The organism is Luteimonas panaciterrae (assembly GCF_020511115.1).
Lineage (GTDB): Bacteria > Pseudomonadota > Gammaproteobacteria > Xanthomonadales > Xanthomonadaceae > Luteimonas > Luteimonas panaciterrae.
The window spans coordinates 363831-376787 of record NZ_JAJAVH010000001.1; the positions used below are offsets into that span (position 1 = coordinate 363831).

Sequence of the window (12957 nt, forward strand, 5' to 3'; positions counted from 1 at the left end):
TCATGTCGCTGAAACCCTTGCTCGTTCCCGGTGTGTTGGCTTGCGCGCTTGTCGCCGGCCTGTCTTCCGCGCAGATCCCGGACTTCGAGGCTTCCGACCAGGACGCCGCGGGCATCAACGCTGCCGAGGGCTATCACCAACGGCTGGCGACGCAGCTCGCCGCCAAGGGCGGCGCGCGCGAACTGGCGCTGGCGGCGCTGCTGCGCGGCAAGTTCACCGAGGGCCAGATGCAGCCGGGTGCGCCGGCCGGCGATGAGCCCTCGCAACCGGTCGAAGAAGACGCCAACGCGGATGCCTGGCGCAATCGCGCGGCGGCTGCGCCCGGCCGCGATCCAATCGCCGACTTGCTGTTGCTCGTCGCCGGCGGCCAAACGCGCCGCGAGTCCGTGGCCGATTGGGCGAAGGCGGAGCCGGACAACGCCGCGCCGCTGCTCTACGGCGACCAGCCGGTCGATGCGCTGCTGGCCGCGCTGCGCGAACGCCAGCGCTTCGATCTGCACTACCTCGAGATGGCGCGCTGGCTGACGCAGGCCTACACCGACACGCCGCCGAACGACCAGGAAGCCGCGGCGATGTTCGATTCTCCCGCCGAGCGCGACACCTTCGCCGCGAATGCCGCGATGGGCCTGTGGGGCAGCGCCATTCCGCTGCCGAACTTCACGGAATTGCTCTCCGCCTGTCGCGGTGCGGCGCTGACCAAAACGCCCACGCGCGCGGCCGATTGCCGGCACCTGGCGGAGATAATGAGCGGAGCCTCCGATACCGCGATCGGTCGCGCCATCGGCAGCGGTCTGCGGGTGGATACGGCCGCCGACGAAGCCGCGCGCGCCGCCGCCGAGGACGCGCGCCGCAGTGTCGCCTGGCAGCTGCGCCAATTCGGAGAAACCACCAGCGCGCAGCCGGACAACGGCGCCGCGCAGCTCAAGCGGCTGCTGGCCGACGCCTCCATCCACACCGAGATCGACCTGATCGTGCGCGTGTTGAAGGAAGCGAACATTCCGCTGCAGCCGCCCGCCGACTGGCGGCCCGAGCAGCCCTGAACAAATCTTCGGGATGGACTAGTTCAGAACCCGGCTAGTCCGCCGACACCGTCCGCTCGCGTGCCCACTCGCGCAGCGCGCTCACCTGTTCGGCCATCAGCACCGACAGCGGCCGCGTCTGCTTGAGTTCGGCGCGCAGCTGGAATTCGTTGAGCGGTGCCGATGCCGCGTGCGCGGCGTAGAGCGCCGAGACGATGGCCTGTTCGATCTCGGCGCCGGAAAACCCGTTCGCCGCTTGCGCCAAGGCTGCGAGGTCGAATTCTTCCGCCGTCAGCCCGCGCTTGCGCAGATGCAGCGCGAAAATTTCCTCGCGCGCGGCCGCATCGGGCAGATCGACGAAGAAGATCTCGTCGAAGCGGCCCTTGCGCAGCAATTCCGGCGGCAGCGCGTCCACCTGGTTGGCGGTGGCGACCAGGAACACCTGCGACTTGCGCTCGGCCATCCAGGTGAGCAGATAGCCGAGCACGCGGCGCGACACGCCGCCATCGGAATCTCCACCGTCTCCGGCGAGGCCCTTCTCGATCTCGTCGATCCACAGCACGCACGGCGCCAGCTGTTCCGTGGACGCCAGCGCCATGCGCAGATTGCGTTCGGTCTCGCCGTGGAACTTGTCGTAGAGCGTGCCGAAATCCAGCCGCACCAGCGGCACGCCGAAACCGCCGGCGACCGCCTTGGCCAGCAGCGACTTGCCGCAGCCCTGCACGCCGAGCAGCAGCACGCCCTTGGGTGGGTCGAGTCCGGGCGGCGCATTGCCTTCGACGAAGACCTTGCGGCGTTGCTCGATCCAGCGCTTCAGCCGCTTCGCGCCGGCCACGTCGGCGAAGCGCGCGGTGTCGTATTCGTAATGCAGATGGCCGCTGCGGTTGAGCAGTTCGAACTTGAGCTTGGCCAGTTCCGGCAGGTCGTTCGCGTTGAGCACGCCGTCGCGGAAGATCAGCTGGCGGGCGATGCGGCGCGCATCGGTCAGGCTCAAGCCCTGCAGGTTGCGCACGATCTGGCGCACCGCGTCGGCGTCCACTTCCACGCGCTTGCCGCCGTTCTCGGTGGCGTAGGCGCGTGCCTCGTCCTGCACCAGTTTCAGCAATGCGTTGGCATCGGGCAGGCGCGGCGCGAAGCGGGTGGCCAGGGTTTCCAGTTCGTCGGGCAGCTCGATCTTCTGGCCGATCAGCACCAGGCAGTGCGGCTGGCAGTCGCGGCGCTGCAGGATGTCGCGCAGCTGGCGCTGCGTGCCGGCGTAGCCGAGATAGGGATGGAAATCGAGCAGCAGGTACACGCCGCGCTGCGATGCGTTGCGGATCGCCGAGAGCGTGGTGCCGGTGTCGGGCGGCGTCTCGGCTGGGTCCTCGTTGTCGAGGTCGATGCGGCGCAGGCCTTCGGTGATCGACCAGCGGTACAGCGCGCGCCACACGTGCAGCAGCGATTGCCGGAACAGGTCGATGACGCGGGCTTCGTCCGGCGTCTCGATCACGATCAACGGCGTGCCGGCACGGATCAGTGCGGCGAGGTCCTGCAGTTCGCTCATGCGCGGGGTCGGTCGATCGTGGTCCTTGGAGCGCGGCGACGATAGCAGATGGGCACCCGAGGTGTCGGTCGGCGGCCGCATCCTCAAGGGAACCATCCAGGTGGCGTTCCACCTTCGGATCGCCGGTTTTACTGCCGTGCGGGGAGGTCCCGGTATCGAGGTGCCGCCCCCAGGGCACGTGCGAATCGTCTGGTGTACGCTCGCGGTTCGTTTCCTTGAGCGGAGGTTGCGCATGAAGACGGTGCTGGTGGCCAGTTCCAAGGGGGGCGTCGGCAAGACCACGATCGCGACCCACCTCGCGGCCCAGTCGGCGTTGACGGGACTGAGCACCGTGCTGGTGGATGCGGACCCGCAGGGCTCCTCGACCCGCTGGGCCGAGCGCCGCGCCGGCCTGCAGAGCGCCGTGCTGCCGATCGACGGCACCCGCCGCAACTGGCAAAAATCGGTACCCGAGGACGCCCAGCGCCTGGTCATCGACGCCGCCGCCGGCGCCATGCGCGAGGATCTCGACTCCCACCTGGACGCCGCCGACGTGGTGGTGGTGCCGGTGCAGCCCTCGGTGCTGGACATCGACGCCACGGTCAACTTCCTCAATTCCCTGGCCAAGCATCCGCGCGTGCGCAAGGGCCAGACGCGCGTGGGCCTGGTCGGCAACCGCCTCAAACCCTGGACCAACGCCTCGCAGCAGGCGCTCGATTTGCTCAAGCAATGGCCCTACCCGGTGGTGGCGCAGCTGCGCGACAGCCAGGCCTACGTGATGCTGACCGGGCTGGGCAAGAGCCTGTTCGACTACAACTCCGCGCAGGTGCGCCAGCACCAGGAAGACTGGCAGCCCTTGCTGCGCTGGCTGAAGAAATGAGAAGGAACTGGCCCGCCGGTTTGCTCGTCATTCCCGCGAAGGCGGGAATCCAAGGACGTTCGACCCGATCATCGTAGTCTTGACGAAAGTCCATGGATTCCCGCTTTCGCGGGAATGACGACGCTAAACTCTCCGCACCCTGCCGCTTCACGGCCCTCCATGCGCGAACTGATCCTGCTCCGCCACGCCCACGCCGAACCGGTCGCTCCGGGCGAAACCGACCTCGACCGGCCCCTCTCGGCCGAGGGCGCCGCGGAGGCCGAAGCCGCCGGCCGCTGGCTGCACGAACACAAGCTGGTGCCGGACCGGGCACTGTGCTCGCCCTCGCGGCGCACCCGCGAGACGCTGGAAGCGGTGCTGGGCGTGATCGGCTATGTCGATCAGCGCCTGGAAACGGACATCTACGAGGCCTCCTCGGGCGCCCTGGCGGCGCTCGCCGATGCCCATCGCGACGTCGACCGGCTGCTGCTGGTCGGCCACAACCCGGGGCTGGAACGCCTCGCCGCCTTGATGCACAGCGGACAATCCGGTGATTACCGCGGCATGCCGCCGGCCGGAATCGTCGTGCTGACGCTGCCGGCGGATGCCGAGATCGAGCCAGGGATTGCCACGCTGTCCGCGTTCTGGTGGCCGTGAGCATGTTGGCGACCACTTCTCGTCGGGATGCCGGCGAGAAGGGAACGGCACGTCCGCCGCGCGGGCTGCGGCGGATGGCGGCCTGGTCCTGTCTGCTGGGCGCCCTGTTCGCGGCGCCGGCGGGCGCGGCTTCGATCGACACGATGAAGTCGGAGATCGGCTTCGCCCTGCGCACGCGCTGGGGACAGACGCTCGACGGCCGCTTCCCGCACTACAGCGGCGAGATCGCGGTGCTGCCGGATGGCCGCCACCAGGTGCGGCTGCAGCTGTCGGCGCGCGATGTTGAGATCACCGGCAACAAGACCTACACCAAGCTCACCCGCGGCCGCAGCTTCTTCGACGCCGAGCATTTCCCGACGATCGAGTTCATCTCCGAACCGTATCCGGCGAGCCTGACCTTGGAAGGCGGTTCGCTGATCGGCTCGCTGCGCATCCGCGGCGTGCGTCGCAATGAGACCTTCACCGTCGAGCAGGCCGCCTGTCCGCATCCGGCGCGCGACTGCGACGTGGTTGCGCACGGCAGCATCGACCGCAACGATTACGGCGTGGATCGTTGGCGCTTCGCCTTGTCCGATCGCGTGGTGTTCCGCCTGCGCGTGCGCACGCTGCCCGAAGAATGAGACATGCAGGAAACGGGGTGAGGGAAGCAGGTTGGGCAGGCATCCCCAGGGAGGGGCATCCAGTTGAGTGATCGGGCGAAGATGATCGACGTGAGGAGAGCGGGGCGGTGGCTGACACTGTTCCTTGCGCTCGCCTGCGCGTCGTGCGCCAGCCTCACGCCGGTGCAGCGCGATCGCGCGCTGCGCATCGCCGCCGAGGCGCGCTCCACCGAGATCACGTGCCAGGAACCGGACACCGCCTGCGCGCAACCCTCGCCGCTGCGCGAGCTGGCCGTGCGCGCCTACGGCGAAAGCGTGCCGGCCGCGCCCAAGCACTACGCGCTGCTGCTCGACTACGGCCAGGACGCGCTGCTGGCGCGCTTGAACCTGATCCGCAGCGCCACCCGCAGCGTCGATCTGCAGACCTACATCTTCGACGAGGACGACGCCGGCCATCTGGTGCTCGACGAACTGCTCGCCGCCGCCCGCCGCGGCGTGCGCGTGCGCGTGCTGGTCGACCAGCTCTCCGCACTCAAGCGCGTCGACACCCTGGCGGCGCTGGCCGGCGTGCACGCCAATTTCGAATTGCGCGTCTACAACCCGGTGCTCGGACGCGGCCGCATCAGTTATCCGATGTACGCCTTCGCCGCGGCATGCTGCTGGCGCAAGCTCAACCAGCGCATGCACAGCAAGCTGCTGCTGATCGATGGCATCGTCGGCATCACCGGCGGGCGCAACTACCAGAACGACTATTACGACTGGAGCAGCGTCTACAACTTCCGCGATCGCGACGTGCTCGTGGCCGGTCCGGTGACGACGGAGATGTCCGTCAGCTTCGAAACCTTCTGGAATTCGCGCCGCACGCGCCGTATCGCCGAACTCGTCGATGTCGGCAAGCGCCTGCTCGACCGCGGCGTGCCGGTGCTGCCGCCCAACGACTACGAGCTGCCCGAGCGCGCGCAGCGCATGGCCCGCGATGCCGGCGACGAGACGCTGGTGCGCGATCGCCTCGCCGCCGCGGCGATGCCGGTGGAGGGCGTCGAATTCATCGCCGACCTGCCGGAGAAGCACCGCCGCAGCAACGAGAACGAGATCGCGCCGTCGGCACGCCGCCTCCACGAACTGGTGGCCGCCACGCAGTCGGAGATGCTGCTGCAGACACCCTATCTCGTGCTCTCGCCGGCCGCGCAGGACCTGTTCCGTGAATTGCGCGCGCGCAAGCCGCGGCCGCGCGTGGTCATCTCCACCAATAGCCTCGCCGCCACCGACGCCTTCATCGCCTACGCGCTCTCGTACAAGTACAAGCGGCGCTACCTGCGTGATTTCGGTTTCGAGATCCACGAATACAAACCGTTCCCGCAGAACGCGCCGTTCGACGTGGAAGCCACCGGTGCGGTCGACATCCATTGGAACAGCGACGGCACGCCAGTGATCAGCGATGCCGCGCCCGCTGCCGGCAAAACGGGCAAAACGGAATCGCGGCATGGCCGCGAGCGTCCGCTCGGGCGCGAATACTCGGCGTTGCGCTGGGCGGGTTCCTCGGTCAACAAGCCGGTCAAGCTCAAGCGCGGCGGCACGCGCTTCGGCCTGCATGCCAAGTCGATGGTGATCGACGAACGCATCGGCGTGGTCGGCACCCACAACTTCGATCCGCGCGGCGACCGCTACAACACCGAGAGCGCGGTGGTGATCGACGATCCCGTCTTCGCACAGGCCCTGGCCAAGAGCATCCGTCGCGACATCGAACCGGCCAATGCCTGGACCATCGCGCGGCGCGACAAGCCGCCGTTGTTCTCCGGCCTGGAGTACTCGCTGGCGAAAGTGTCGGAACAACTGCCGCTGTTCGATTTCTGGCCGGTGCGCTACGCCACCAGCTACGAATTCAAGCCGAGCCCGGACTGCCCGATGCCGCTGCCGCCCAATGATCCCAACTTCCGCCGCTGCTACGAGCCGGTGGGCGATTTCCCGGAAGTGAAGATGGGCTTGAAAGGCCTGCTGACGCGGATCTTCACCGCGTTCGGAGCCGGGCTCGCCCCGATTCTGTAATCACGCGCCAAACCGTCATCCCCTAGACCGTCATCCCAGCGAAAGCTGGGATCCATCGTGCTGCTGCCTTTTCTGCGGCCACGCAAAAAATCAAAGTGGGTCCCAGCTTTCGCTGGGATGACGGGTGGGTCACTCGGCTGGGCTTTACGACTGGGCTCCAAGGCCATGTCTGGACGCCGATTCCAGCTGTAGCGGGGCGCAAGGCCCCTGACTGCCTGGTGACTAGGCCATCGGTCATGGCAACCGTGCGCCGTCGGGGCGCATCCAATCCCTTGATTTCACAGACATGTGCCCCGTTCCCAACCATGACTTTCGAGGGGGCATGACTTTCGGCACATGGTTCTGATGTCTCGGTGTTATACTTTACCAATACACCACTTCACTATCACTCCACTGGAGACCGCCATGAACCTGCAGACCCGCACCGCCGCCGCTTCCACCGCCCTGGTCGTCGCCGCGCCCCGCAACCGCCAGACCTCGCCGGCCGACTTCCGCCGTGAAGGCCGCGCCCGCGATTTCGGCATCGGCTACGGCCGCAGCAGCGGCTACGCCAGCGGCCGCCGCTACGTCAGCAACTGGGGCAACACCCGCTTCGAATTCTGCTGAAACCGCCGCTCAAACCAACACTTCCCCCCCCCGGAGAACGTCATGAACCTGCAAACCCGCACCACTTTTTCCCTCGCCCTGGTCGCCGCCGCCAGCGCCACCCGCAATCGCCAGATGCTGACCCCCGAGCCCTCCGAGTTCCGCCGCGAAAGCCGCACCCGCGACTTCGGCGTCGGCTACGGTCGCAGCAGCGGTTACGCCAGCAGCCGCCGCTACACCAGCAACTGGGGCAATGCCCGCTTCGAATTCTGCTGATCGGAACCCGCGCTCCGGTCCACGCGAAATGCTCTAGTCTGCGGCGCTTCCCCCCTAGCAAGCGCCACCACATGACCGACAGCATTTTTCGCAAGACCGCCACACCGGAGGCCTTGAACGCCTCCGCCCGCAACACGGCGATGGAAGCCCTGGGCATCGTCATCACCGAAGTCGGCCCCGACTACGTGCGCGGCACCATGCCGGTGGACGCGCGCACCCACCAGCCCTACGGGCTGCTGCATGGCGGGGCCTCGGTGCTGCTGGCGGAAACGCTGGGCAGCAGCGCCGGCAACCTGTGCGTGGGCGAGGACGCGCTCTGCGTCGGCATCGAGATCAATGCCAACCACGTGCAGGGCGTGCGCGAAGGCACGGTGACCGGCACCGCGCGACCGCTGCATGTCGGCCGCAGCACGCAGGTGTGGGAAATCCGCATCGAGGACGAAAGCGCCCGCCTGGTCTGCATTTCCCGCCTCACGCTGGCAGTGGTGCCGCGGCGTGCCTGAGGCGCCGCGCAACGCAGACGCCGCAAAACACTGCATGCCGTGCATGATCTGTAGCCGGACTCTAACCCCGTTCGGTATCGTGACGACCCCCCACTGCCATCTTGCCGCCCTCTGTCCGTGCGCGCCCTGCGTTACCTGATCCGCGTTCCGTTCCTGCTGTGGCACATCTTCATCGATCTGCCGCTGGCATTGATCGTGATGCTGCCGCCGTGGTGCGCGTGGCAGGTCGGCGGCACGCGGCTGGACCATCGCGTCATCCGCGCCTGGTCGGCGGGACTGATGCGCGTGTTCGGATTCCGCCTCAAGCGCATCGGAACGCCGGTGCCGGGCGCGGTGCTGTTCGTGGCCAACCACGTCAGCTGGGTCGACATCGTCACCCTGCACAGCCAGCGCATGATGGGATTCGTCGCCAAGCGCGAGATCGCCGGCTGGCCGCTGGTGGGCTGGCTGGCCACGCGCGGCGAAACCATCTATCACGAGCGCGGCAATCCCGAATCGCTGGGCGGTGTGATGGAAGAAATGCAGGCGCGGCTACTCGCCGGCCGTTCGGTCGGCGTGTTCCCGGAAGGCCGCACGCGTGATGGCCACGCCGTCGGGCCATTCCATGCCCGCATCTTCCTGGCCGCGGTGGAAGCCGGTGTGCCGGTGCAGCCGGTGGCGCTGTGCTATGGCAAGCGGGCATCCGCGCAGCACATCGTCGCGTTCGGGCCGAAGGAAAGTTTCTTCGCCAATTTCGTGCGCCTGGTCGGCGAGCCTTCGCGCGAGGTCGATGTGATCTTCCTCGAACCGATCACGCCGGAAGGCGCGGGCGGACGCCGCCGTATCGCCGAACTCGCGCGCGAGCGCATCGTGACTGCCATGGGGCAGACGGACTGAGGCGGCGGCCATGGACGTCTCGCTGCCGCTGCCCACCCCCGCATTGCCGCGGGAAAGTGATTACAAGCCGCCGCTGTGGCTGCGCAACCGGCACGTGCAATCGTTCCTGGGCGGCAGTCCGTTCCGGCGCGCGCATGGCGCGCGCGCCTTGGCGCGGCTGGGCGCGATCACGCAAGAACACCTGATCGACGGCGGTGACGGCGTGCGCCTGCACGGCCTGTACAGCACGCTGCCCGGATTGCGTCCGCGCGGATTGGCGCTGCTGCTGCACGGCTGGGAGGGCAGCACCGAATCCAGCTACATGCGCACGACCGCCGTGCATCTGTTGCGGCGCGGCTTCGACGTGTTCCGCCTCAACTTCCGCGATCACGGCGACAGCCATCACCTCAACGAAGCGCTGTTCCACTCCAACCGCATCGACGAAGTGGTGCACGCGGCCTGCGACATCGCGCGGCGCTTCTGGCCCGAGGCCGGGCCGCAGCGCCCGCTGGTCGCGGCCGGCTATTCGCTCGGCGGCAACTTCGTGCTGCGCCTGGCCGTGCGTGCGACCGCCGCCGGCCTGCCGCTGGCGCGCGTGGCCGCGGTGTGCCCGGTGCTCGATCCGGCCAAGACGATGCTCTGGATGGAAGAGCGCGCGCCGCAGGTCTACCTGCGCTACTTCGAGAAGAAATGGCGCGAATCGCTGCAACGCAAGCGCGTGCTGTTCCCGGAGCAGCACAATTTCGACGACGCCACCTTGCGCCTGCGCATGCGCGAGTTGACGCAGTGGATGGTGCAGCGCCACACCGACTTCGAAACCCTCGACCGTTATTTCGACGGCTACAGCATCGCCGGCGATCGCCTGGCCGCGCTCGACGTGCCGGCCGACATCCTCACTTCGGCGGATGATCCGGTCATCCCGGTCGAGGATTTCCACGCGCTCGTGCCGGCACCGGCGATGACGGTGGAGATCGCGCGCTGGGGCGGGCATTGCGGCTTCCTCGAGAACGGACGGCTGGATGGGTTCGCCGAGCGTTGGGTGGCAGAACGCCTCACCGGGCCTGCGCCGATCACCTGAATCTCCCAGACTCGTCATTCCTGCTTTCGCAGGAATGACGAGCAAAAGCGAGCCGCGTCCTCGGGCAGGCCGCCCACGCGGGGCTAGACTATGCGGTTCCGGGCCTCCGCCCGCCAACGCAGGAAGCCCATGCAAGAACGGATCTACGACGCCCTGCGCCGCGGCGCCCATGCCGAGGCACTGACGCTGGCCCGCGACGCCATCGCCGCCACGCCCGATCAACCACAGGCGCATCGCTGGCTGGCGCTGGCGCTGGATGCCGACGGCGACCGCGACGCGGCCCTGGCGAGCATCGATCGCGCCATCGCGCTGGCGCCGGAGGATGCCGATCTGCATTTCCAGCGCGCCGGCTTCCTGCTCGGCAAGCGCGACGTGGACGCCGCGCAGGCGGCGCTGTCGCAGAGCGTGCAGCTGGATCCCAACCAGTTCGGCGCCTACATCCTGCAGGCGCAGCTGGCGATCGCGCGCGGCGATCTCGACGAATCGCAGCGCTTGGCCAAACTGGCCTCGCGCATCGCGCCCGGCCATCCCTGGCTGCGCATGCTCGAAGGCACGCAGGCGCTGCAGCGCGGCGACGCCGATGCCGCGCTCTCGCTGCTGTCGAGCGCCGCGCGACAGGCGCCGGACGACACCCAGATCCGCTACGTGCTCGGCTTCGCGCATCTGCAGAAAGGCCATCTGGCCTTCGCCGAGCATGCGTTCAAGAGCGTGCTCGGACAGCTGTCCGATGCCGACAACCTGCGCGCCCTGATCGCGGATCTGCAGCGCCAACAGGGCCGCGTCGACGATGCCGCGGACACATTCGCGCCGCTGGCGAACGCCGCCGATGCGACGCCGGCGATGCAGCGGCTTGGCGGTCAGCTGGAACTGGCGGCCGGACGTCCCGATCGCGCCTTGCCGCTGTTGCGCTCATCATTGGCGGCGCAGCCGGAAGATCCACTGACGCTGGCGGCGATCCTGGAAGTCTGGCAGCGCACGGGTGATCGCGACGACGCGCGCCGCACGCTCGATGCCGCATTGGCGACCTCGCCGCAGGTCGAAGGCCTGTGGCGCGCGCGCGTCGCCGTCGAACCGCTCGATGGCGAGGACGTGTTGGCGGTGTTCGATCGCTGGTTCGCCGCCGCGCCCGACTCGCTTGCGGCGCTCGATCTGCAGATGCGCGTCTACACCACGCGCGGCGACACGGCGCTGGCGGAAACCGCGGCGCGCCGCATCATCGAACAGCAGCCCGACCACATGCCGGCGCAAAGCTGCGTGGCCGACGGCCATCTGCGCCGCGATCCGAAAATGGCGGTCGCCCACCTCAACGACCTGATCGGCAAGACAGAGAACGAAGACCTGAAGCGCGTGTATCGCGGCTGGCTCGGCCTCGCCCAGGACGCCGCCGGCTATCGCGATAAAGCGTTGCAGACCTGGCTGGCATTGCAGGACGACACCGCCGAACAGCGGATGCCGCCGCCGGAACCGACCACGGCTTCCGCGCCGCTACCGCCGATCACCGACATCATCCCGGGCACGCCACCGGCCGTATTCCTGATCGGCGCGCCGGGCACGTCGGTGGAGCGCATCGCCACGCTGCTGGCCGGCTGCATTCCGGCATTCCGTGGCGATCGCTTCCAGGCCGAGCCGCCGCGCGATGCGCTCCAGCAGTTCAACACCTATTCCCGACTCGCCAGCGGCGAGCTGGCGACCGCCGACGTCGCGCAAAGCTGGTACACGCAGCTGCCCGCGCGCGGCGTGCCCAACGCGCAGATCATCGACTGGCTGCCGTGGTGGGACAACGCGCTGCTCGCCGTCCTGCGCGCGCACATCCCGCAAGCGGGCCTGCTCATCGCGTTGCGCGATCCGCGCGACATGCTGCTCGACTGGCTGGTGTTCGGTGCGCCGTTCCGCTTCGTCTCCGCCGACGAGGCGGCGCGGTGGCTGGCGCGGCATCTCGAACAGTTCGTCGCGATCGAGGAAGGCGACCTGTTCCGCCGCACACTGGTGCGCATGGACGCCATCGTCAACGACGAAGCCGCTGTGGCGCAGGTGCTCAGCGAAGTGCTGCAGTCACCATTGCCGCCACCGCCAGCCGGCATGTTCGGCGCGCCGCGTTTCGCCGCCGGCCGCTGGCGCGATTACGCGCAGGTGCTGGCGCAGCCGTTCGCGACGCTGGCGCCGGTGGCGCGGAAACTGGGTTATTCCGAATAGAAGGAGCACCGCATGCGCATCTCCAGCAAGAGTTTCGAACACGGCCAACGCATCCCCGCGACGTTCGCGATGGGCGCGCCCGATGGTTTCGGCGGCAACCGAAATCCGCAGCTGTCATGGAGCGAGGTGCCGGCGGAGGCGAAATCCCTGGTGTTGCTCTGCGTCGATCCCGATGCGCCCACCGATCCGTCGCTGGTCGGCAAGGAAGGCGTCGAGATTCCCGTCGCGCATCCGCGCGGCCAGTTCGCGCACTGGGCGGTGGTCGACATCGCGCCGGACGTGTGCGAGATCGCCGAAGGCAGCTGCAGCGACGGCGTGACCAAGCGTGGCAAGCAGAATCCGGACGGCCCGTCCGGCGCGCGCCAGGGCCGCAACGACTACACCGGCTGGTTCGCCGGCGACGCCGACCTCGGCGGGGACTACTTCGGCTACGACGGCCCGTATCCGCCGCCGAACGATCTGCGCGTGCATCGCTACTTCTTCCGCCTGTTTGCGCTCGACGTCGCCAAGCTCGATCTGCCGGATGGATTCACCACCGCCGACGTGCAGCGCGCGGTCCAGGGACACGTGATCGCGGAAGCCGCGACCTATGGCACCTACACGCTCAACGCCAAGGCGAATGCACCTTGAAGGATGTCCCGGGCGCGCATCGGCTCGGGATTCATGAACGAAGTCAGCGAGCGTTCCTCGGAGCGTCGTCGATGAACGCGCCACACCGACTGTGCCGTTCGGAAAATTGGGCTAGCATGCCGGCGTGATTCTGGG

General features: G+C 68.1%; 13 protein-coding genes. 12 read left to right on the forward strand and 1 reads right to left on the reverse strand.

All coding sequences use genetic code 11. The features are described from left to right. Positions 1 to 2 precede the first annotated feature (2 nt). Positions 3 to 1040 carry a hypothetical protein gene (locus LG367_RS01615; protein WP_226467464.1) on the forward strand — a complete coding sequence of 346 codons (1038 nt, stop codon included), beginning with the start codon at positions 3 to 5 and terminating at the stop codon, positions 1038 to 1040. Between the two features lie 34 nt (positions 1041 to 1074). Here LG367_RS01615 and LG367_RS01620 read toward each other — a convergent pair whose 3' ends face one another. Further along, positions 1075 to 2562 (reverse strand): AAA family ATPase, encoded by a 1488-nt coding sequence (locus LG367_RS01620; RefSeq protein WP_226467465.1) that lies wholly within the window; start codon positions 2560 to 2562, stop codon positions 1075 to 1077. A gap of 232 nt (positions 2563 to 2794) precedes the next feature. On the opposite strand from LG367_RS01620, the gene LG367_RS01625 reads away from it, so the two are divergent. From LG367_RS01625 to LG367_RS01675, 11 genes are all read left to right on the forward strand, one after another. Beyond that, a complete protein-coding gene (locus LG367_RS01625; RefSeq protein WP_226467466.1) occupies positions 2795 to 3421 on the forward strand; it encodes a ParA family protein in 627 nt (208 codons plus the stop codon). A 159-nt stretch (positions 3422 to 3580) separates the two neighbouring features. Then, entirely contained in the window at positions 3581 to 4057 is a 477-nt protein-coding gene (locus LG367_RS01630; protein WP_226467467.1) for a SixA phosphatase family protein, read from the forward strand. Between the two features lie 2 nt (positions 4058 to 4059). Beyond that, the gene (locus tag LG367_RS01635) at positions 4060 to 4677 is read left to right on the forward strand and encodes a YceI family protein (protein WP_226467468.1); all 618 of its coding nucleotides are present in this window, start codon (positions 4060 to 4062) and stop codon (positions 4675 to 4677) included. Between the two features lie 81 nt (positions 4678 to 4758). After that, positions 4759 to 6702, forward strand: coding sequence for a phospholipase D family protein (locus tag LG367_RS01640; protein ID WP_226467956.1), 1944 nt, complete (start codon positions 4759 to 4761; stop codon positions 6700 to 6702). Between the two features lie 405 nt (positions 6703 to 7107). Further along, positions 7108 to 7308 (forward strand): hypothetical protein, encoded by a 201-nt coding sequence (locus LG367_RS01645; RefSeq protein WP_226467469.1) that lies wholly within the window; start codon positions 7108 to 7110, stop codon positions 7306 to 7308. A gap of 42 nt (positions 7309 to 7350) precedes the next feature. Next, on the forward strand, positions 7351 to 7563 hold the full coding sequence (locus tag LG367_RS01650) for a hypothetical protein (protein WP_226467470.1): 213 nt from the start codon (positions 7351 to 7353) through the stop codon (positions 7561 to 7563). A 71-nt stretch (positions 7564 to 7634) separates the two neighbouring features. Beyond that, positions 7635 to 8066 carry a hotdog fold thioesterase gene (locus LG367_RS01655; RefSeq protein ID WP_226467471.1) on the forward strand — a complete coding sequence of 144 codons (432 nt, stop codon included), beginning with the start codon at positions 7635 to 7637 and terminating at the stop codon, positions 8064 to 8066. Positions 8067 to 8183: 117 nt separating this feature from the next. Next, the gene (locus tag LG367_RS01660) at positions 8184 to 8942 is read left to right on the forward strand and encodes a lysophospholipid acyltransferase family protein (RefSeq protein WP_425490889.1); all 759 of its coding nucleotides are present in this window, start codon (positions 8184 to 8186) and stop codon (positions 8940 to 8942) included. A gap of 10 nt (positions 8943 to 8952) precedes the next feature. Beyond that, positions 8953 to 9999, forward strand: a complete 1047-nt coding sequence (locus tag LG367_RS01665) for a YheT family hydrolase (protein WP_226467472.1) — start codon at positions 8953 to 8955, stop codon at positions 9997 to 9999. Between the two features lie 129 nt (positions 10000 to 10128). Beyond that, entirely contained in the window at positions 10129 to 12192 is a 2064-nt protein-coding gene (locus LG367_RS01670; protein WP_226467473.1) for a tetratricopeptide repeat protein, read from the forward strand. A gap of 12 nt (positions 12193 to 12204) precedes the next feature. Beyond that, a complete protein-coding gene (locus LG367_RS01675) occupies positions 12205 to 12822 on the forward strand; it encodes a YbhB/YbcL family Raf kinase inhibitor-like protein (protein WP_226467474.1) in 618 nt (205 codons plus the stop codon). Positions 12823 to 12957: the final 135 nt, after the last annotated feature.

What these genes read in the sequence shown, in the direction of transcription:
- LG367_RS01655 (WP_226467471.1), top strand. Translation starts at nt 7,635, where the DNA reads ATGACCGACAGCATTTTTCGCAAGACCGCCACACCGGAGGCCTTGAAC.
- LG367_RS01630 (WP_226467467.1), top strand. Translation starts at nt 3,581, where the DNA reads ATGCGCGAACTGATCCTGCTCCGCCACGCCCACGCCGAACCGGTCGCT.
- LG367_RS01640 (WP_226467956.1), top strand. Translation starts at nt 4,759, where the DNA reads ATGATCGACGTGAGGAGAGCGGGGCGGTGGCTGACACTGTTCCTTGCG.
- LG367_RS01675 (WP_226467474.1), top strand. Translation starts at nt 12,205, where the DNA reads ATGCGCATCTCCAGCAAGAGTTTCGAACACGGCCAACGCATCCCCGCG.
- LG367_RS01615 (WP_226467464.1), top strand. Translation starts at nt 3, where the DNA reads ATGTCGCTGAAACCCTTGCTCGTTCCCGGTGTGTTGGCTTGCGCGCTT.
- LG367_RS01670 (WP_226467473.1), top strand. Translation starts at nt 10,129, where the DNA reads ATGCAAGAACGGATCTACGACGCCCTGCGCCGCGGCGCCCATGCCGAG.
- LG367_RS01645 (WP_226467469.1), top strand. Translation starts at nt 7,108, where the DNA reads ATGAACCTGCAGACCCGCACCGCCGCCGCTTCCACCGCCCTGGTCGTC.
- LG367_RS01650 (WP_226467470.1), top strand. Translation starts at nt 7,351, where the DNA reads ATGAACCTGCAAACCCGCACCACTTTTTCCCTCGCCCTGGTCGCCGCC.
- LG367_RS01620 (WP_226467465.1), bottom strand. Translation starts at nt 2,562, where the DNA reads ATGAGCGAACTGCAGGACCTCGCCGCACTGATCCGTGCCGGCACGCCG.
- LG367_RS01635 (WP_226467468.1), top strand. Translation starts at nt 4,060, where the DNA reads ATGTTGGCGACCACTTCTCGTCGGGATGCCGGCGAGAAGGGAACGGCA.
- LG367_RS01625 (WP_226467466.1), top strand. Translation starts at nt 2,795, where the DNA reads ATGAAGACGGTGCTGGTGGCCAGTTCCAAGGGGGGCGTCGGCAAGACC.
- LG367_RS01665 (WP_226467472.1), top strand. Translation starts at nt 8,953, where the DNA reads ATGGACGTCTCGCTGCCGCTGCCCACCCCCGCATTGCCGCGGGAAAGT.